Raw genomic sequence first — 19,780 nt, 5'->3', positions numbered from 1 at the left:
CATGGGGGACGAGACGTTAGGGATAATCCTGGCGGGAGGCCGGGGCGAACGCGCCAAGCCGCTCACCCTCGCCTCCTCGGACTACATCCGCAGCAAGGCGCTCATCCCGTTCGCCGGCCGGCCCGTCGTCGAGTGGCTGGTCGAGAACTGCCGGGACCAGGGCATCCGCCGCTTCCACGTGGTCGCCCAGGGCGCCGAGAACCACAGCCAGATCAAGCTCGTGCTGGGCCGCGGCGAGCGGTTCGGCGTCGAGATCCACTACTCCCGGGCCCGGCTCGACCGCTACAACGTCGGCTCGGGCGCCGCCACCCTGCACAACCTCGAACGCTGGGACCTGACCGGCCGCGCCCTGGTCATGCCGGTCGACTCCGTCTTCGAGTTCTCGCTCCCCCGGCTGACCGACGCGCACGCCGCCGCCGACGCCGTCGTGACCGTCGCCTCCGTCGCCCGCACCGCCGAGGAGATCGCCGGCAAGTACGGCGTGATGCAGACCTCCGCGGACGGCACCGTCTCGGGCTTCCTGGAGAAGCCCGACCTCGACCGCATCCACCGCCTCTTCCCCGAGACATCGTTGCCAGGCAACGCCTTCACCCTGCCCACCAACGCCGGCATGTACCTCGTCGACTGCGGCCGCCTGCGGCTGGCGGCCCGCACCCCCGAGATGATCCGGCTCGCCCAGCAGCGCCTCGACTGGGGCGGCGACCTGCTGCCCTGGCTGGTCCGGCGGGGCCTGCCGGTGGCGGCCGCGCGCATCGAGCGGCTCGGCGACCTGGGCAGCATCCCGGACTACCTGGCCACCCTCGGCGACGTGCTGCGCGGCCGCTACCGGTGGATGAGCCGGGCCATGGGCGCGCCGGTGAGCACCGACCCGCCCTACTGGATCCACGAGTCGAGCCTGCGCACCAAGGACAGCGTGCAGGGCACGACCCTCGCCCAGAAGATCTCCGAGGGCAGCGTGGTGCTCGGCCCCGCCGTGCGCATCGGGCGGAACGCCGAGATCGGCCCCGGGGTGAAGCTGCGGTACACGGACGTCGGCGACGACGTCGACATCGACGAAGGGGCCCGGCTCAGCCGGTCGGCGATCGGCGACGGCGCCGTCGTCGGACCGCACGCCCGCATCACCGACTCGTACGTCGGGCCCATGGCGCAGGTGCACTCCGTCCGCGACAACCCCGTCCGGCTCGTCCACTCGGCGATCGGCGAGGCCGCCGACCTGCGTCCCGGCACCCGGCTCTCGGGGGTGAGCGTCTACCCGCGGCTGCGGGTCCCCGCCGTCACCGGGCTGCCCTCCGGCACCCATCTGACCAGCTCCGACGACATCCTGCGCTGGATCTGACCCGATCCGGCCGGACCCGAACGGACCAATCACGCACCCCGACGCATCCACCTGCTCCTTCCCGCACCCCAATCGTCCGGCTCGTCTACAGCCTGGGGAGTTTTCTCGATGGACAGCCCGATCGCAGTCATAGGAGGGACCGGCCGGGTCGGCCGGCTCGTCACCCGCCGGTTGCTGGCCCGGGGCGAGACCGTCCGGGTCATCGGCCGCAGCACCCAGCGCGCCCGCCGGCACATGCCCGCGCAGGCGCAGTACTTCACGGCCGACGTCCGCGACCCCGGCACGCTCCGCACCCCGCTGCACGGGTGCGCCGCGGTCGTCTACGCGGTGGAGCCGGGCACCGACGCCGCCGGCCCGGACAGCCCGGAGTCGACCCTGCACGGCGGGGTCCGGCACGTCCTCGACGTGCTGGGCGCGGCCCCGGCCGACCGGCACTTCGTGCTCGTCAGCCAGCGGCACGTCACCCGTCGCGACCACCCCATGAACGCCTACGGCCGGATGCTGGACTGGCGGCTGGCCGGCGAGGACGCGGTCCGCTCCTCGGGCCTGCCCTACACCGTGATCCGGCCGGGCTGGCTGACCGACGAGCCCGGCCACGGCACGCTCCACCTGGAGCAGGGCGACGTCGGCGACGGGTACGTGGCCCGCGAGCACGTCGCCGAGGCCTGCGTCCGGGCGATCGACTCGCCCACTGCGCACGGCGTGACGTTCGAGATGCGCAGCGAGGCGGGCCCGGCCTCCGGTCCGGTGCCCTGGGACGAGCTCTTCACCGGGCTGCGCGCCGACGCCCCGGCCGGCACGAGGGCGGTGTTCGCATGAGCGCCCCGACCGAGGCCCAGGACCAGCCGGTCGCCACCACGACGACCGCCACGACCACGGATGCCACGAGCGCGTACATGACCCTGCCTGCCGACCAGGCCCCCGACACCCTCGACGTGGAACAGCCCGGGGTCACCCCGGGCCACCCGCAGCCACTGGGCAGCACCGTCGACGCCGAAGGGGTCAACTTCTCCGTCTTCTCCGAACACGCCACCCGCGTCGACCTGCTGCTGTTCGACCACTGCGACAGCCCGCAGCCCTACCGGACCGTCCGGCTGCACCCCGAGCGGCACCGCAGCTTCCACTTCTGGCACTGCCATGTGCAGGGGCTGGGCGCCGGCCAGGTCTACGCGTACCGCATGGACGGACCGCGCGACCCGGCCGCCGGAGGCAGCCGCTTCGACCACCGCAAGGTGCTGGTCGACCCCTACGCCCGCGCCAACGTCAACAGCCGCTGGGAGCGGACCCGCGCGATCGGCCCCGGGGACAACGTCGAGCACTCCATGCGCAGCCTGGTGGTCGACCTGGACGACTACGACTGGGAGGGCGACACCCCGCTGCGCACCCCGATGGCGGACACCGTCGTCTACGAGATGCACGTCCGCGGCTTCACCGCCTCGCCGACCTCCGGCGCGGAGCGCCCTGGGACCTTCTCGGCCGTCATCGACAAGATCCCGCACCTGAAGGAACTCGGCGTGACCGCGGTGGAGCTGCTGCCGGTCTTCGACTTCGACGAGACCCAGGTGCTGCGCACCGGACCGGACGGGACGGCGCTGCGCAACTACTGGGGCTACGACCCGTACGGGTTCTTCGCCCCGCACACCGGCTACTGCTCCAGCCCCCATCTCGCCACCCACATCACCGAGTTCCGCGACATGGTGAAGGCGTTCCACAAGGCGGGCATCGAGGTCATCCTCGACGTGGTCTTCAACCACACCAGCGAGGGCAACGAGTTCGGGCCGACGATCAGCTTCCGGGGCGCGGCGAACGAGGCGTACTACCACCTGTGGCCGCAGGACCGCTCCCACTACATGGACTTCACCGGGTGCGGCAACGCGATCAACGCCAACCACCCGATCGTCACCAAGTTCATCGTGGAGTCCCTGGAGTACTGGGTCTCCGAGCACCACGTCGACGGCTTCCGCTTCGACCTCGCCTCGGAGCTGTCCCGCGGCCCGATGGGCTACGAGATGGCGGTGCCGCCCGCGCTGTGGGCGATCGAGCTGTCGCAGATCCTGGCCGAGACGAAGATCATCGCGGAGCCCTGGGACGGCGGCGGGCTCTACCAGGTGGGCCGCTTCCCCGGGAAGCGCTGGGCGCAGTGGAACGGCCCGTTCCGGGACGACGTACGGCGGTTCGTGCGCGGTGACGCGGGCATCGCCGGCGAGGTCGCCTCCCGGCTCGGCGGCTCGGCCGACCTGTTCGCGCCGCAGGAGGAGCTGCCCACCAACAGCATCAACTTCGTGACCTGCCACGACGGCTTCACCCTCAACGACCTGGTCAGCTACAACACCAAGCACAACCACGCCAACGGTGAGGCCGACGCCGACGGGACCAACGAGAACTACAGCTGGAACTGCGGCGCCGAGGGCCCCGCGGACGACCCCGAGGTCGAGGGGCTGCGGGTGCGGCAGGTCAAGAACCTGCTGTCGCTCCTCATGCTCAGCCGGGGCGTGCCGATGCTGCTGGCCGGGGACGAGTTCCGCAACAGCCAGGCCGGCAACAACAACGGCTACTGCCAGGACGGGCCGCTCTCCTGGCTCGACTGGGACCAGGCCGACAAGGAGCGGGAGACCACCGGGTTCACCCGCGACGTCATCGGGCTGCGCAAGCGCTACCGCACCTTCCGGGAGCCGCAGTTCTTCTCCGAGCGGCTCAACCCCCGGCTCCTGCCGGACATCACCTGGCACGGCACGCGCCTCAACCAGCCGGGCTGGGAGAACCCCGACGCCCACGTGCTGGCGTGCACGTACGGCGGTTTCGACGGCGACCCGGACCTGCACCTGATCCTCAACATGTACCACCTGGGCCTCGAGTTCGAGCTGCCCGACATCCCCGGCCACCACTGGCACCGCGTCCTGGACACGGCCCGGCCAGCCCCGTACGAGATCCTCCCGCCCGGAGCGGAGGAGCCGGTCGACGGTCCCACCTATCACGCTCAGGGCCGCAGCGTCGTGCTGCTGGCGGCCCTGCCCGACGAGAAGGGCACGCGACGATGAGCGCACTCTCCCAACGACGTATCACCTCCGACACCCTGGCGGGCTACGTCACCCACTACAGCCCCACGAGGCGCATGTTCGGCCTGCGCAGCCCGGACGGGCGGGAGTTCACGGTCCACCTGACCCACAACGCCGTCTCCCGCATCGTCCGCAACCTCGGCGACTCCTACCACGACACCACGGCCCAGACCGTCGACATGCTGGCCGAGGGCCGGTTCCTGTTCGCGTACGGGATCCTCTACGAGTGGGAGGGCGGCGCCCGCTTCGACGCGAAGGAGATCACCTTCCCGGAGGAGAGCCGCGGCCAGTACGTCTTCGAGCACCCGAACTGGTGGGTGCAGCAGGCCGCCGCGATCGCCGACTTCTACCTGCGCGGCCAGTTCCCGGACGGGAACTACGACTGGCGGAACTTCCGCACCCACCTCACCCTCAGCGGCACCCACTTACCGGACTTCCACGGGCAGGACGTGCGCCAGGAGACCGACACCATCTCCCGGCTGGTCTACGGGCTGGCCACGGCGTACCTGCTGACCGGCGAGGACCGCTTCCTGGAGGCGGCGCAGTCCGGCACCGAGTACCTGCGCGAGCACATGCGGGTGGACGACCAGGCGGACGGGATCACCTACTGGTACCACGGCATCGACATCACGCCGAGCGGCCACCGGCCGGTCTTCGCCTCGGAGTTCGGGGACGACTACGACGCGATCCCGATGTACGAGCAGATCTATGCGCTGGCCGGCCCCACCCAGACCTTCCGGATCACCGGCGACCCGAAGATCCTGAACGACATCGACCGCACGGTGGCCCTGTTCCAGAAGTACTTCCGGGACCCGGTCGAGGGCGGGTTCTTCTCGCACCTGGACCCGATCTCCCTGGACCCGGGCGACGACTCGCTGGGCCGCAACCGGTCCCGCAAGAACTGGAACTCGGTCGGCGACCACGCCCCGGCCTACCTGATCAACGCCTACCTGGCGACCGGCCGCCCGGACTTCGCCGCGCTCCTGGAGGAGACCGCGGACACGATCGTCAGGCGGTTCCCGGACGAGCCCAACTCCCCGTTCGTGCAGGAACGGTTCCACGCCGACTGGAGCCCGGACCGCACCTGGGGCTGGCAGCAGGACCGCGCGGTGGTCGGCCACAACCTGAAGATCACCTGGAACCTGACCCGCATCAAGGCCCTGCACGACAAGCCCGAGTACGGCACCACGGCGGAGCGGATCGCCGAGCTGATGCCCTCGGTGGGCAGCGACGGCCTGCGCAGCGGCTGGTACGACGTGGTGGAGCGGCAGCCCGACCCGGACAGCGGCATCCACCGCATGGTCTGGCACGACCGCAAGGCCTGGTGGCAGCAGGAGCAGGCGATCCTCGCCTACCTGATCCTGGCCGGCACCACCGACGACCCCGAGCACCTGCGGCTGGCCCGGGAGGCGGCGTCGTTCTACAACGCCTACTTCCTCGACTACGAGGACGGCGGCGTCTACTTCAACGTCCTCGCCAACGGCATCCCGTACCTGCTGGGCACCGAGCGGCTCAAGGGCAGCCACGCGATGGCCGGCTACCACGCGCTGGAGCTGTGCTACCTGTCGGCGACCTACACCGGTCTGCTGCTCGGCAACGACCCGGTGACCCTGCACTTCCGGCCGCGCCCCGACGACCTCCCGGAGCGGGTGCTGCGGGTGGCGCCGGACCTGCTGCCGGCCGGCTCGGCGGAGCTGACCCGGGTGTGGGTGGACGGGCAGCCGTACCAGAACTTCGACGCCAAGGACCTGACCGTGCGGCTGCCCGAGGGCACCGAGCCGGTGCGGGTGCGGGTGGAGCTGGAACCCGCGCAGATGCGGCTGCGGATGCGCAGCGAGTTCGACGGCGGCACCGCGCACATCAGCTGCCGCGGCGTGATCGACGCCGCCGAACTGGGCAAGTTCCGCCGGATCCTCGGCGAGGTCATGGCGGCCACCCCCGGGCGGGTGGAGTTCCACCTGTGCGAGACCAGCGAGATGTGCCGGTCCGCCATCAACGAGCTGCTGTTCCAGCGCACCAAGGCGGGGCTCGACGTCGACTTCGTGATCGTGGGCTGCGCCCTGCCGGAGGTCGCCGACGCGCTGCTCGCCACGGACGCCTTCCTGCTGGAGGGTGGTGACGACTGCAACCATGAGTGATCTCGCGACCCTCGCACTCCCGTTACCGTCCGTGCGGACCCCGGGTGCCCCGCCCGGTGCCCGCGACCTGCCGGCCTACTGCGGCGAGCTGTTCGGCCAGTTCACCCGGGCCGACCAGCGGCGCTGGGGGGAGGTCTACCTGCGCGGCCTGCTGGCCGTGCCCGGCCGCAAGACGCCGGCCCGGATCACCGAAGAGGTGCTGGGGCGGCGGGCGGTGCAGCAGATCCAGCAGTTCGTGAACCAGAGTCCGTGGGCGTCCGCGCCGGTGCGCGGGCGGCTGGCCGGGCGGATGGTCCGGTCCTTCCGGGCCGAGGCCTGGTCGGTCGACGAGGTCGTCTTCGCCAAGAACGGCGACCGTTCGGTGGGCGTGGCCCGCCAGTACGCGGCCTCCCAGGAACGCACCGTCAACTGCCAGCTGGCGCTGGCGACCTCGCTGGTGGGGCACGCCGGCGGGGTCCCGGTGAACTGGCGCCTTGTGCTGCCGACCCGCTGGGACCGCGACGAGGGGCTGCGCGGCCAGGCCCACCTGCCGGAGCACGAGCGCTGCCGTCCGCGGTGGAGCTACGTCCTTGAGGCGCTCGACGAGATGCTCGACGAGTGGTCCCTGGAACCGCTGCCGGTGCTGGCCGACTGGCGCGGCGACGGGGACCCCGACCCCCTGCTGCGGGGTCTTGAGGCCCGCGGTCTCGGCTATGTGGTCCAGGCATCGCCGCACACCCCGGTCCTCCTGCCCCGCGGCCGGGCCGGCGGCACCGGCGGTGCCCTGGCCGACCTCGCCGCGCACGCCGTCCGGCACACCGAGCGGACGTCGGTGACCTGGCACGACCCGGTGACCGAACGCATGTGGCACTCGGAGTTCCTGACCGTTCCGGTGCTGCTGCGGGCCGAGCGCTCTCCGGAGGGCTGCCCGAGCGGTTCGCCCCGGGCGCGGATGCTGCTCGCGGACTGGCCCTACGGCCGGCCGCAGCCGCGGGCCTACTGGCTGACCAACCTGCCGGTCCGGCGGCTCGCGGAGATCGTGCTGCTGGCCCGGCTGCGCAGGTTCGCCGGTGAGGCGCTGGGCCGGATGCACGACGAGTTCGGCCTCGGCGACTTCGAGGGCCGCTCCTTCCGGGGCTGGCACCACCACGTGACGCTGGCCTCGGCCGCGCTCGGCTTCGACATGGTGCGCCAGCAGGCCGACGAGAGAGCCCTGAGCACACCGCATGCCTGAACAGCGCCACCGGCACAGCCAAGACGGCCCCGTGCGGACACGTCCGCACGGGGCCGCCGCGCGCCCGTCTCCACCAGTGACCACCGCGCGCCCGCTTCCGCCCGGGGCCGCCGCACACGCGCATCCGCCTCCGGCCGCCCCGGAGTCTCCTGCGTCGGCCGGCCCGCCCCGGGCGGTGGCGCGTGCGCTCGCGCTGCCGGCCGGGCCTTGTTCACTTCTGCCAGCCGACCTTCGCGAAGTCGATGTCGCCGAGGCCGGGGACGCCGTAGTTGGCGAGGCCCTTGCGGACGGCGAGGATCTGGGGGCGCTGGTAGAGCTCGATGTCGTGGCCGAGCCGCCAGATCTGCGCGTCCGCCTCGTTGTAGAGGCTCTGCGCGGCCCGTTCGTCGAGGGTGCCGGCGGCTTTGTCGAGGAGTTCGTCCACCTGCGCGGAGCCGACTCGGCCGTAGTTCTCGAAGACCTGCCCGCCGGCCGGGCGCCGGTAGACGGCGTAGGCGGAGCTCGGGTACGTCAGCCCGGTGAACCGGAAGATGGCGAGGTCGAAGTTGCCCTTGTCGAGGTACTGCGGGCCGTAGGCGGTGGCGGGCACCTTCTCGATGTCGACGCGGACCCCGGCCCGCGCCAGCATCTGCTGGACGAGCTGGGCGAGGTCCTCGCCGAGCCGGTTGGTGCCCTCGCTCAGCACCAGGCGCAGGGTGAGGCTGCGGCCGTCCTTCGTCCTGGGCTTCCCGGCGCCCTGGCTGTGCCAGCCCGCACGGTCGAGGGCGCGCTCGGCGGCCGCCAGGTCGAAGCGGCCGTAGCGGCCGGAGTCGTCGGCGTAGCCGGGCTGGTTGGTCATGAAGAAGTGGTTGCCGAGCAACGGCACCTTCACCGGCAGCCCCGAGGCCGCGACCTGGGCCAGCGCCGGGCGGTCGACGGCCTGCTGGAGGGCGTTGCGCACCGCCCGGTCGGCGAGCGGCCCGCTCGCGCCGTTCAGCGTGACGTGCACCTCGTCCCAGGCGGACCCGATCCGGATGTCGCTGTCCTTCGCCTTCGCCAGCTGGGCGTAGGCCTCGCTGGTGGCGGCGTTGACGACGTCTACCTCGCCGTTGAGGAAGGCCTGCAGGGCGGCGTCGGGGTCGAGGACGCGGAAGACGATCCGGTCGAGCCGGGGCCGGGTGCCCCACCAGGCGGGGTCCGGGACCAGGGTGAGGGTCTGTGCGGTGCGGTCGACGGAGGCGAGCCTGAAGGGGCCCGCGGTGACCGGGAGCCGCCCCTGCCAGTCGGAGTCGAAGTGCTGCGGGCTGTCGTAGGCGACGGCCGGGAAGAGCGGCGTGAAGAGCCTGCGCCAGTCGGCGTACGGCTGCTTGAAGGTGACCTCGACCTCGTGCGCGCCGGCGCCCTGGCGGACGTCGGCGATCCGGTCGTAGCCGCTCGGGTCGGCGACCAGGTACCGGTCGGCGCCGCCGCCGACCGCGTGCCACTGGGCGGCGAAGTCCCGCCAGCTCAGGGCCCTGCCGTCGGACCAGCGGGCCTTCGGGTCGAGCCGGTAGGTGACGACCTGGCGTCCGCCGGCGGTGGAGACGGTGGCGGAGGTCAGGTAGTCCCGGACGATCCGGGGGACGCCCTCGGCGTCACGGGTGAAGAGCCGCGGCTCCGTCATCGTGTCGATCGTCCACACGTCGTCCAGGGCGCCGTCGACGTGGTTGAAGTTGAACTGCGTGATCATCTGGGTGATCGGCACGGTCAGGGTCCCACCGGAGCGGAGGTCCCCGGACGGCAGGGCGTTGATGTCGTAGGTGCCGTAGGTCGGCAGCGCCCGGTCCCGGGAGCCGTCCGGCGCGCCGGACGAGGTGCACCCGCTCGCCGTGAGGACGATGAGCGCCCAGACGGCCGGCCACGCGGGCCATCCCCGTAATCGCTCCACCTGTCAGCCTCTCCGGCGCCACGGAGCCGTCAACTGCCCCCATTGCCATGGGAATTGTGACGCCGGAGCTTAACATCACGATGTTTCCCTCAAATGAAGAGAAGGCAGACTCCCCTCCGTCAGGAGCGCCATGTTCTTCCTGATCGCCAGGCGTTCGGCCCGCTGCGTCGTCCTGTTCCTCGTCTCCCTGGCCCTCTCCTACGCACTCGCCTCGACCGCGCTCGATCCCCGCGCGTACTTCGAGGACCGCACGCCGGCCCCGCCGGCCCGGGTCGTCGACCGCGAGCTGTCCCGGCTCGGCATGGACGACCGCGCCCCGCTGCCGGAGCGCTTCGCGCACTGGGCGGACCGCGCCGCCCACGGCGACCTGGGCCGCACCATCGACGGCGACTCGGTGAACGCCGAGTTCGGCCGCCGGATCGGCGTGTCGGTACGGCTGCTGCTGGTGGGCACGGTGGCCGGTACGGCCGTCGGCACGCTGGCCGGGGTGTGGGCGGCGGTCCGGCGCGGCGGGCTCGGCGACCGGGCGCTGGCCGGGTTCTCCTTCGCGGTGCTGTGCGTGCCCACCTTCGTGCTGGCGCTGCTGCTGAAGACCGGGGCGCTCGCGGTCAACCGGGCGGCGGGCGGCACCGTCGTCAGGTACACCGGCGAGCACACCCCCGGACTGCAGGGCGACTGGACCGTCCACCTGCGGGACACCGCGGCCCACCTGGTGCTCCCGGCGCTCTGCGTGGCGCTCGCCGCGATCGCCCTGTACAGCCGCTACCAGCGGGCCGCCACCCTGGACGTGCTCGGCGCGGACCACCTGCGCACCGCCCGCGCCAAGGGGCTCACCCCGGGCCGGGCGCTGCTGCGGCACGGGTTGCGGATCTCGCTGGTGCCGATGACGGTCTTCTTCTCCTTCGGCGTCCTCACCCTGGTCACCGGGGCGGTGTTCACCGAGCGGGTCTTCGGCTGGCCCGGCATGGGCAGCTGGCTGATCGACTCGGTGGAGAAGGGCGACGTGAACTCGGTGGTGGCGGTCGACGGCTTCGCCGCGGCCGTCGTGCTGCTGGCGGGGCTGGTCGCGGACGTCCTGCACGCGCTGCTCGATCCCCGGGTGCGGCAGCCGTGAGAACGGGGCGGCGCGGGCGCGCGGTGCTCGGCCGGCTGGCCCGGCACCCGGGGGCGCTGTGCGGGCTCGCGCTGCTGCTGGCCCTGGTGGCGCTCGCGGTCGGGGGGCCGTACGTGTGCCGGTGGTCCTTCACGGACGTCGACTACGGCGCGCTGCGGCAGCCGCCGGGCGCGCGGCACTGGATGGGCACCAACCGGATCGGGCAGGACGTGTTCGCCCAGGCCGCGCACGGGCTGCGCAAGTCGCTGCTGATCGGGGCGCTGGTGGCCGCGGTGGCCACCGGTCTCGCGGCGGCGGTGGGGACCTGCGCGGGCTACTTCGGCGGCTGGACCGACCGGTTGCTGATGCTCGTGGCGGACCTGCTGCTCGTGCTCCCCGGCTTCCTCGTCCTCGTGGTGCTCGCGCCCCGCCTGCGGCGGTGGGGCTGGCTCGCGCTGGCCGGGCTGCTCGCCCTGCTGGGCTGGATGGTCACCGCGCGGGCGGTGCGCGGCATGACGCGCTCCCTGAAGGAACGGCAGTTCGTGGTGGTGGCGGGGCTGATGGGGGTCGGGCCGGTGCGGGTCATCTGGCGGCACGTGCTGCCGCACCTGGCCTCGTTCCTGATCACCGACGCGACGGTCACGGTAGCCGGGGCGGTGGTCAGCGAGGCCGGGCTGTCCTACTTCGGATTCGGCGTCCAGCCGCCCGACGTCTCCCTCGGCACGCTGATCGCGGACGCCTCCGACGTGGCCCTGGTGTATCCCTGGATGTTCTTCTTCCCGGCCGGCCTGCTCGTCGCCTTCGTCCTGGCGGTCAGCCTCCTCGGCAACGCGCTGCGCGACGCCCTGGACCCCACGACGGTCCGGCCCGCCGGACCGCCGCGCGGTGCCGTGTCGGGGCTCGCCTGATGAGCGCGGCCCCGGCGGCAGTCGGACCGACGGGCCCGGTCCTGGCGGTGCGCGGCCTGACGGTCGCCTTCGGCGGCGGACGGCGGCGGCCGCCGGTGTCCGTGGTGCGCGGGGTGGACCTCCTGCTGCGCCACGGCGAAGTCCTCGGCCTGGTCGGCGAGTCCGGCGCGGGCAAGTCGCTGACCGCCCTGTCCCTGCTCGGCCTGGCCCCGCCCGGCGCCCGGGTGGGCGGTTCGGTACGGCTGCTGGGCGAGGAGCTGCTGGGACGGCCGGAACGGGAGCTGGCCGGTCTCCGGGGCCGCCGGATCGCCATGGTCTTCCAGGACCCGCTGCACGCCTTCACCCCCGTCCTGCGGGTCGGCGACCAGATCGCGGAGGCCCTGCGCATCCACGAACGCCCGCGCCCGCGCCGCGAGACGGCGTTGCGGCGGGCGGTGGAGCTCCTGGACTTCGTGGGGGTGCCGCAGCCGTCCCGGGCCGCCCGCGCCCTCCCCCACCAGCTCTCCGGCGGGATGCTGCAACGCGCCATGATCGCGATGGCGGTGGCGAACCGGCCCGCGGTCCTCGTCGCGGACGAGCCGACCAGCGCGCTGGACGTGACCGTGCAGGCCCAGGTCCTCGAGGCGCTCGCGGCCGCCCGGCGGGAGACGGGGGCGGCGCTGCTCCTGGTCACCCACGACCTCGGCGTGGTCGCGGGCGCCGCGGACCGGGTCGCGGTCCTGTACGCGGGGCGGGTGGTGGAGACGGGCCCGGCGGAGGCGGTGCTGCGCCGCCCCCGGATGCCGTACACCCTCGGCCTCGTCGGCTCCGTGCCCCGCCTCGACGCCCGCGTCCCGCCCACCCCGGTCCCGGGCACCGCCCCCGCCCCGGGCAGCACCGGAGCGGGCTGCCCCTTCGCCCCGCGATGCCCGCTGGCAGAGCCGGAGTGCCGCACGGCCGAACCCCCGCTCACCGGGGTCGACAGCGCGTCCCACGCCGACACCTCGGCACCCGACGCCCACACGGCGGCCTGCCGGAGGATCCCGGAGGTACGACACCGGAGCGCGGCGGAGCTGTTCGGACGGGCGGAGCGGTCCGGGCGGGCGGAGTCGTCCCGGCAGGCGGAGTCGTCCGGGCGGGCGACGGGAACGCCGGACGGGGGCGGGCCGGCGACCGCCGCCGAGGGCGCGACCGCCGACGTCGTGCTCTCGGTGCGCGGGCTCGGCCGGTCGTACCCGGCGCCGGGGTTCCGGCACCGCCGTGCTCCCGCCGTGCGGGCCGTCGAGTGGGTCGATCTGGAGGTGCGGCGCGGGCAGACGCTGGCGCTGGTCGGGGAGTCCGGGGCCGGGAAGAGCACGACGCTGCGGGAGATCGCCGCGCTGGCGGCCCCGCAGGCCGGGCGGGTGGAGGTGCTCGGGCAGGACACCGCGCTGCTCTCCCGGCGGGCGGCGCGCGAGCTGCGGACGGCGGTGCAGCTGGTGCCGCAGGATCCGATGTCGAGCCTCGATCCGCGGATGCCGGTGGGTGACATCGTCGCCGAGCCGCTGCACGCTGCACGGGTACCGCGGGCCGTCGTCGCGGCGCGGGTGCCGCGGCTGCTGTCCCAGGTGGGGCTGCGCCCGGCGGACGCGGACGGCTACCCGCACCAGTTCTCCGGGGGCCAGCGGCAGCGCGTCGCGGTGGCGCGGGCGCTGGCGGTCTCCCCCGCGCTGCTGCTGCTCGACGAACCGGTGTCCGCGCTGGACGTGTCGGTGCAGGCCGGGATCCTGGACCTGCTGCTGCGGCTGAAACGGGAGCTGGGCCCGGCATACCTGCTGGTCTCGCACGACCTCGCGGTGGTCCGGCAGCTCGCCGACCGGGTGTCGGTCATGTACGCGGGCCGCACGGTGGAGACGGGCGGCGTGGCCGAGGTGTTCGGGCGGCCGCGCCATCCCTACACCCGGGCCCTGCTCTCGGCCGTCCCGCTGCCGGATCCGGTCGCCGAGCGCGCCCGGCGCCGGATCGTGCTGCCCGCCGATCCGGGGCCGGGGCCGCGTGCCGCCACCGGGTGCGGTTTCCGGGCCCGGTGCCCCGTCCAGGCCGCGCTCTCCGCAGCCGAGCGGCGGCGCTGCGCGGAGGAGACACCGCGCGGGCGGGCGGCCGGACCGGCGGCCGGCCACACCGTCTCCTGTCATTTCCCGCACGACACGGGACCGGGTCCGGTCCGGCGGCCGTAGGGCGACCGCCGGACCGGACCCGGTCCCGTGCGACGTACGGGTGCGATCAGCAGCAACCACCACTCCCGCCGCTGGACGCGGCCATCCCCTCGTGCTGCGGACGGTTACCCGGGCCGGAATCGCTCAGCCACAGTCCCCCCGACACAAGACCACTGATCAGGACGACGATTGCAAAGAGCGCGATTATTTTATTGCTCACGAAAATCCCCTCCCCTGAACAATAGAAGGTTGCGTCTTGACAATTACAGTCAATCTTATATAACCAGAGCAGTCAAGGAGTTCCTTGCAAAATTAATCATAATCAAACGGAATATCGCGCACCGCACAAGTCGACTTCTCAGGCGATCAGCGAACTGCGCAGCAGAATGCGGTAGAGGACCACTAAAAGATCACCGGAAGCCCATTGGGTCGATATCAACTTACTGGTAACATCGATCTGTCATCCCGACAGTCAAGTACTGCACCGAGGAGTTGGCATGGATCCACTCGGCAGCGCGACGGCCGCAGGACTGGGCGAGCGCATCAGGGTGTTGCGCGGCAAACGTGGACTCAAGCAGCAGGACCTCGCGTCCGGGGAGATTTCGGCGAGCTACATCTCCCTGATCGAGTCGGGGAAGCGCGGCGCGCCGTCGGACTCGGTGCTCGCCGCGCTCGCCGAGCGCCTGGGGTGCTCCGTGGAGTACCTGCGCAGCGGACGCGACGACCACGAGCTGGAGGAGACCCGGCTGCGGCTGGCCTTCGGCGAGATGGCCCTGCGCAACGGCAGCAACGGCGAGGCCCTCCAGACCCTGAGCGACCTCCTGGCGAAGCCGTCCCTGCTGGACCCGTCGATGACCCGGCGCGCCCGCATCGCGCAGGCCTCCGCCCTGGAGAAGCTCGACCGGATCGAGGCCGCCATCACGATCCTGGAGGACCTCCAGCGCGACCCCGAACTGCCGCCCGGCTCCGCCGACTGGTGCACGGTGTCGGTCGCCCTGTGCCGCTGCTACCGCAACGCCGGCGACATCACGACCAGCATCGAGATCGCCGAGCGGGCCATGTCCCGCCTCGACGCCCTCGGCCTGGACGTCACGGTCGACCACGTCCAGCTCGGCGCCACGCTCATGGCGTCGTACCACATGCGCGGTGACCTCACCCGGGCCCAGCTGCTCGGCGTCCGGCTCCTCGACGCGGCCGAGAAGCAGGGGGCACGGGCGGCGCGGGGTGCCGTCTTCTGGAACGCGGGGCTCGTGGCCCGCTCCCGCGGCCAGCTGAACGAGGCGCTGGCCCTGGTGGAGCGGGCGCTGGCGCTGATGTCCGAGGACGACAACATCCGCCATGTCGCCATGCTCAAGATGAACTGCGGCTCGCTGCTCCTCCAGGTCGACCAGCCCGAACCGGCCCGCGCCAAGCAACTCCTGGAGGAGGCCCAGCAGTTGCTGGCGGAGGTCGGCAACGCCCCCGAGCTGGCCCAGTGCGAGATCGGGCTGGCCGACGCGGACGCGATGCTCGGCAACTGGGACGAGGCCGCGGCCCACGCGGAGCGGGCCCTCGGCCTCACCGGCCCGGAGTCCCGCATCCAGGCGGTCGGGGCGCGCGCCACGCTCGCCGAGATCCACCTGCTGCGCGGCGACTACGAGCAGGCGGGCCAGTGCCTGCAGGCCGCCACCCGGCAGCTGCGCCAGTTCCCGCCGTCCCACCAGACCGCGCTCAACTGGCGCTACGTGGGCGACCTGTGGCGCCGCCAGGGCAACAGCACGGCCGCCCTGCAGGCGTACGACCAGGCGCTGTCGTCGGCCGGTCTGGCCCCGAACCGCGACCCGAGCGCCTCCTTCACCGAGCAGGGCCGTTCCTGACCCGCGCCGCCCCGTTCCGCGCACCACCTGAATTCCCCTTCCGGAACCGCCGTGAAATACCCGCACGGCAAAGAGAAATGAAAGCCCGTCGGACACCGATTTCCCGGTACCGGTTCCGGTCCTTTCACCGCCGGATTCGACGCCGGTTCGACGCTGGTTCGACACCGGTTCGAGGCCGGGTCGACGCCGGTCCGCCCCCCCGAGCCGCACGTCCGGTCCGGCCCCGGACCGGACGCCCGGTCGGACGCCAGGCCGGACAACCGGTCACGCACCCGGACCGGACACCGGGCCGCACGCCCGGTCGGTGGCCGGGCCCGATGCCCGGTCGGGCATCCGCGCCGGCACCAGGCCGGACAACCGGTCGCGCACCCGGACCGGACACCGGACCGCACGCCCGGTCGGTAGCCGGGCCCGATGCCCGGTCGGGCATCCGCGCCGGCACCGGGCCGGACAACCGGTCGCGCACCCGGACCGGACACCGGGCCGCACGCCCGGTCGGTGGCCGGGCCTGATGCCCGGTCGGGCATCCGCGCCGGCACCGGGCCGGACGCCGGGTCAGGCACGCGGGCCGGACGCCGGGCCGGTACCGGACCGGGAGCCGGGGCCGGTGCGACGGCCCGCGGGTGGCCGGCCGCCGTCAGTGTGGAGCGGCGGCCAGCCGGTGGATCGCGGCGAGCGGGACCGGCAGCCGGTCGGGGCGCAGCCGGGACTCGTACACCGCCTCGTAGACGGCCTTGTCCGCCTCGAAGGCCCGCAGGAGCACGGGGTGGCAGTCCGGGTCCTCGTGCCCGGCGGCCGCGTACCCGGCGACGAACGCCCGCCGGTTGCGCACCGCCCATGCGGAGGCGCGCCGGCGCCGGCGCAGCCGGGCGGCCGGCGAGGTCTCCGCCGGGTCGTCGTCCTCGACGGCGGCGAGCCCGGTGCGGGCCGCGTAGTCGAAGGAGCGCAGCATGCCGGCGACGTCCTTCAGGACCGGCTGCGGGCGGGCGCGTTCCGCGGCGGGCTGGGCCGGCTCGCCCTCGAAGTCCACGATCCGCCAGCCGTCGTGGGCCCGCAGTGCCTGCCCGAGGTGCAGGTCGCCGTGGGTGCGCTGGACGTAGAGCGGGCAGCCGCGCCCGGCGACCCGGGCGCAGTCGTCGAAGAGGGCGCCGAGCCGGGCGGTGTACCGGGCGAGGGCCGGGACCTCCTCGGCGGCCTCCTTGAGGCGCATGGTCATCCGGGCGGTCTCCTCCGCCACGTCCTCGACGGTCAGCCGGGTCCGCCCGAAGGCCGCGCCGAGCGCGCCGTGCACGTCGGCGACGGCCCGGCCCAGGGCGGTCGCGTCCGCGGTGAAGCCGCCGCCGGCCGGGCCGCCGCGCGCGGTGCCGGCCACCGAGCCGGTGGCCTGCCGTACCGCCTCCGCCCAGCCCTCCCGGGCGTCCGGCAGGAACTCCTCGACGAGGCCGAGCACCAGGCCCTCCGCGCCGGGGGCGTCGCTGTGCACCGCCCCGTAGAGGTGGGGGGTGCGGGGGCAGTCCTGGCCGGTGAGCGCCCGCAGTGCCTCGACCTCGGTGTGCGGTCCCGGCTCCGGGCGGCGGAAGATCTTCAGCAGCACCCGGTCGCCGTAGGCCACGGAGGTGTTGCTCTGCTCCACCTGGAGCGGCCGGGGCACCAGGCCGACGGGCAGCGGGTAGCGGGAGCTGCGCTCCAGGCGCGGCCCGTGCTCGGCGCCGCCGCCCGCCAGGGTGCGCAGCAGCAGGGCGAGCACGGTGCCGTCGGCCAGCGCGTCGTAGACCCGCCAGCCCTGCCAGGGGCCGGCCGGCACGGTGGCGATCGCGGCGGGCGCCAGCCGGTCCGGCAGCTCCGGGCGCAGGCCCAGCAGGAGCTGGACGCGCAGCGGTCCGGCGGCGCCGTCCGCCGCGACCACGGCGTGCAGCAGCAGCGGGGGTTCGTCGCCGATCACCGAGGCCGCCTCGGCGGTCAGCGGGGCCCCGGCGTAGCGGCTGTCGAACCAGCGGCGGCCCGCCATCCACGGCCCGAGCGCGGGCAGCAGCGGCCGCAGGATCTCCGGCCTCGCCGCCGTACCGGCCGCCGTGCTCGCCGCCGTCCTCGTCTCCGTCCTCATGACGCCTCCTCGGTCGTCAGTACGTGCGCGACCTGGTGGGCCGGGTCGAGGCGCACGTAGGTGGACTCGCCCCAGGCGTAGGCGGCTCCGGTGAGTTCGTCGCGGAGCTTGAGCGTGCCGTCGACGGGCAGCCCGAGGGCCGCGAGGTCGCAGGTCACGGTGGCCTCCTGGGCCCGGTGCGGATCCAGGTTGACGACGACCAGCACCACGTCGGTGCCGCCCTCGGGCAGCCGCACGTGCTTCGAGTAGGCGAGGACCTGGTCGTTGTCGGTGTGCTGGAGCCGCAGGTTGCGCAGTTCCTGGAGGGCCGGACGGGTCCGGCGGAGCCGGTTGAGCAGGGTGATCAGCGGGGCGAGGGTGCGCCCCTCGGCCTCGGCGCGGGCCCAGTCCCGGGGCCGCAGCTGGTACTTCTCCGAGCCGAGGTAGTCCTCGGTGCCCTCGGTGAGCGGGGTGTTCTCGCACAGCTCGTACCCGGCGTACACCCCCCAGCTGGGCGCGGCGGTCGCCGCCAGCACGGCGCGGGCCTCGAAGGCGGGCCGGCCGCCGTGCTGGAGGTAGGCGTGCAGGATGTCCGGGGTGTTCACGAACAGGTTCGGGCGCAGGAAGTCGGCGCTGTCCCGGGCGAGTTCGGGCAGGTACTCGGTCAGCTCCTGCTTGGTGTTCTTCCAGGTGAAGTAGGTGTACGACTGCTGGAAGCCGGCCTGGGCCAGGGCGTGCACCATGGCCCGCCGGGTGAACGCCTCGGCCAGGAACAGCACGTCCGGGTCGGTCGCGTTGACCTCGGCGATCAGCCGCTCCCAGAAGTGCACCGGCTTGGTGTGCGGGTTGTCGACGCGGAAGATCCGTACGCCCTGGTCCGTCCAGTGCCGCAGGACGCGCAGCGCCTCCGCGTACAGGCCCTCGAAGTCGGTGTCGAAGTCGAGGGGGTGGATGTCCTCGTAGGTCTTGGGCGGGTTCTCGGCGTAGGCGACCGAGCCGTCCGCCCGGTGGTGGAACCACTCGGGGTGCCCGGTCACCCAGGGGTGGTCCGGGGAGCACTGCAGGGCGAAGTCGATCGCCACCTCCAGGCCGAGGCCCCGGGCGGTGGTGACGAAGTACCGGAAGTCGTCCAGGGTGCCGAGGTCGGGGTGGACGGCGTCGTGGCCGCCCTGCCAGGAGCCGATGGCCCAGGGCGAGCCGACGTCGTCGGGGCCCGCGACGAGCGTGTTGTCCCGGCCCTTGCGGTGGGTGGCGCCGATGGGGTGGACGGGCGGCAGGTACACCACGTCGAAGCCCATCGCGGCGACGGCGGGCAGCCGTTCGGCGGCGGTCCGCAGGGTGCCGCTCACGGTCCGCCCGTCCGCCGTCACGACCGCGCCCTCCGAGCGCGGGAACAGCTCGTACCAGGACCCCACCAGGGCCCGCCGCCGCTCCACGCGCAGCGGCAACGGCCGGGAGGCGGTGACCAGTTCGCGCACCGCGTAGCGGCCGAGGGCGGCCGTCACCCGGGGGTTGGTGACGGCCGCCAGCCGGGCCGAGGCCGGACCCAGGGTGTCGCGGAGCGCGGCGACCGCGGCCCGGACCTCCTCGCGCCGGCCCCAGTCGGTGATGTCGTTGTCGCCGTGTGCCGCCCGCTCGTGCAGCAGCACGCCCTCGCGCAGGGTGAGTTCGGTGTCGACACCGGCCTCGACCTTCAGCGCGGCGTCCCGGCGCCAGGTGGCCAGCGGGTCGGCCCAGGCCTCCACCCGGAAGGTCCACAGGCCCTCGGCGTCGGGGACCACGGTGGCGCTCCAGCGGTCGGCGTCCGCGTCGACGAGGGTCATCGGCACCCGCCGGGCGGGGGCTCCCTCCGGGCCGCGCAGGATCACGTCGGCGGCGATCACGCCGTGGCCCTCGCGGAAGACGGTGGCCGTGATGTCGAGGTGCTCGCCGGTCACGGCCTTGGCGGGCAGTTCCCCGTCCCGCACCCGGGGGCGGACGTCGAGGACGGGGATACGCCCGGTCACCGGTGTCATGA

General features: G+C 73.4%; 12 protein-coding genes. 9 read left to right on the top strand and 3 right to left on the bottom strand.

From position 1 onward, the window contains the following. Position 1 precedes the first annotated feature (1 nt). From ACIQVL_RS27285 to ACIQVL_RS27265, 5 genes are all read left to right on the top strand, one after another. On the top strand, positions 2-1,336 hold the full coding sequence (locus tag ACIQVL_RS27285) for a sugar phosphate nucleotidyltransferase (RefSeq protein WP_403476592.1): 1,335 nt from the start codon (positions 2-4) through the stop codon (positions 1,334-1,336). Positions 1,337-1,444: 108 nt separating this feature from the next. Continuing rightward, on the top strand, positions 1,445-2,155 hold the full coding sequence (locus ACIQVL_RS27280; protein WP_403427043.1) for an SDR family oxidoreductase: 711 nt from the start codon (positions 1,445-1,447) through the stop codon (positions 2,153-2,155). Beyond that, positions 2,152-4,374: a glycogen debranching protein GlgX gene (glgX, locus tag ACIQVL_RS27275; RefSeq protein ID WP_403476591.1), complete on the top strand. Its 2,223-nt coding sequence runs from the start codon at positions 2,152-2,154 to the stop codon at positions 4,372-4,374. The genes ACIQVL_RS27280 and glgX overlap by 4 nt, the downstream gene beginning before the upstream one ends. Then, the gene (locus tag ACIQVL_RS27270; RefSeq protein ID WP_403427040.1) at positions 4,371-6,530 is read left to right on the top strand and encodes an AGE family epimerase/isomerase; all 2,160 of its coding nucleotides are present in this window, start codon (positions 4,371-4,373) and stop codon (positions 6,528-6,530) included. The genes glgX and ACIQVL_RS27270 overlap by 4 nt, the downstream gene beginning before the upstream one ends. Next, positions 6,523-7,743, top strand: coding sequence for an IS701 family transposase (locus tag ACIQVL_RS27265; RefSeq protein ID WP_403427038.1), 1,221 nt, complete (start codon positions 6,523-6,525; stop codon positions 7,741-7,743). The genes ACIQVL_RS27270 and ACIQVL_RS27265 overlap by 8 nt, the downstream gene beginning before the upstream one ends. 211 nt (positions 7,744-7,954) lie before the next feature. On the opposite strand, the gene ACIQVL_RS27260 is transcribed toward ACIQVL_RS27265, so the two are convergent. Next, positions 7,955-9,649: an ABC transporter family substrate-binding protein gene (locus ACIQVL_RS27260; RefSeq protein WP_403476590.1), complete on the bottom strand. Its 1,695-nt coding sequence runs from the start codon at positions 9,647-9,649 to the stop codon at positions 7,955-7,957. Positions 9,650-9,779: 130 nt separating this feature from the next. Between ACIQVL_RS27260 and ACIQVL_RS27255 the strand changes: the two genes are divergently transcribed. From ACIQVL_RS27255 to ACIQVL_RS27240, 4 genes are all read left to right on the top strand, one after another. Further along, entirely contained in the window at positions 9,780-10,763 is a 984-nt protein-coding gene (locus ACIQVL_RS27255) for an ABC transporter permease (RefSeq protein ID WP_403427034.1), read from the top strand. After that, on the top strand, positions 10,760-11,650 hold the full coding sequence (locus ACIQVL_RS27250) for an ABC transporter permease (protein ID WP_403476589.1): 891 nt from the start codon (positions 10,760-10,762) through the stop codon (positions 11,648-11,650). Before ACIQVL_RS27255 ends, ACIQVL_RS27250 begins: the two co-directional genes overlap by 4 nt. Then, positions 11,650-13,845, top strand: a complete 2,196-nt coding sequence (locus ACIQVL_RS27245) for a dipeptide ABC transporter ATP-binding protein (RefSeq protein WP_403476588.1) — start codon at positions 11,650-11,652, stop codon at positions 13,843-13,845. Before ACIQVL_RS27250 ends, ACIQVL_RS27245 begins: the two co-directional genes overlap by 1 nt. Positions 13,846-14,321: 476 nt before the next feature. Further along, complete coding sequence (locus ACIQVL_RS27240; protein WP_403427029.1) at positions 14,322-15,680, top strand: helix-turn-helix domain-containing protein; 1,359 nt, start codon at positions 14,322-14,324, stop codon at positions 15,678-15,680. A gap of 637 nt (positions 15,681-16,317) precedes the next feature. On the opposite strand, the gene ACIQVL_RS27235 is transcribed toward ACIQVL_RS27240, so the two are convergent. After that, a complete protein-coding gene (locus ACIQVL_RS27235) occupies positions 16,318-17,784 on the bottom strand; it encodes a hypothetical protein (protein ID WP_403427027.1) in 1,467 nt (488 codons plus the stop codon). Next, entirely contained in the window at positions 17,781-19,778 is a 1,998-nt protein-coding gene (locus ACIQVL_RS27230) for a maltotransferase domain-containing protein (RefSeq protein ID WP_403427025.1), read from the bottom strand. The genes ACIQVL_RS27235 and ACIQVL_RS27230 overlap by 4 nt, the downstream gene beginning before the upstream one ends. Between the last annotated feature and the right edge of the window lie 2 nt (positions 19,779-19,780).

Origin of the sequence: Streptomyces sp. NPDC090499, assembly GCF_044769305.1 — a bacterium.
In the GTDB taxonomy this organism is placed as follows: Bacteria; Actinomycetota; Actinomycetes; order Streptomycetales; family Streptomycetaceae; genus Streptomyces.
The sequence above is the reverse complement of the archived record's forward strand: the minus strand, read 5'-3'. Positions and strand labels throughout refer to the sequence as shown.

Excerpts from the sequence above, each read along its gene's own strand:
- ACIQVL_RS27285 (WP_403476592.1), top strand. The coding sequence starts at position 2 with ATGGGGGACGAGACGTTAGGGATAATCCTGGCGGGAGGCCGGGGCGAA.
- ACIQVL_RS27280 (WP_403427043.1), top strand. The coding sequence starts at position 1,445 with ATGGACAGCCCGATCGCAGTCATAGGAGGGACCGGCCGGGTCGGCCGG.
- glgX (WP_403476591.1), top strand. The coding sequence starts at position 2,152 with ATGAGCGCCCCGACCGAGGCCCAGGACCAGCCGGTCGCCACCACGACG.
- ACIQVL_RS27270 (WP_403427040.1), top strand. The coding sequence starts at position 4,371 with ATGAGCGCACTCTCCCAACGACGTATCACCTCCGACACCCTGGCGGGC.
- ACIQVL_RS27265 (WP_403427038.1), top strand. The coding sequence starts at position 6,523 with ATGAGTGATCTCGCGACCCTCGCACTCCCGTTACCGTCCGTGCGGACC.
- ACIQVL_RS27255 (WP_403427034.1), top strand. The coding sequence starts at position 9,780 with ATGTTCTTCCTGATCGCCAGGCGTTCGGCCCGCTGCGTCGTCCTGTTC.
- ACIQVL_RS27245 (WP_403476588.1), top strand. The coding sequence starts at position 11,650 with ATGAGCGCGGCCCCGGCGGCAGTCGGACCGACGGGCCCGGTCCTGGCG.
- ACIQVL_RS27240 (WP_403427029.1), top strand. The coding sequence starts at position 14,322 with ATGGATCCACTCGGCAGCGCGACGGCCGCAGGACTGGGCGAGCGCATC.
- ACIQVL_RS27235 (WP_403427027.1), bottom strand. The coding sequence starts at position 17,784 with ATGAGGACGGAGACGAGGACGGCGGCGAGCACGGCGGCCGGTACGGCG.
- ACIQVL_RS27230 (WP_403427025.1), bottom strand. The coding sequence starts at position 19,778 with ATGACACCGGTGACCGGGCGTATCCCCGTCCTCGACGTCCGCCCCCGG.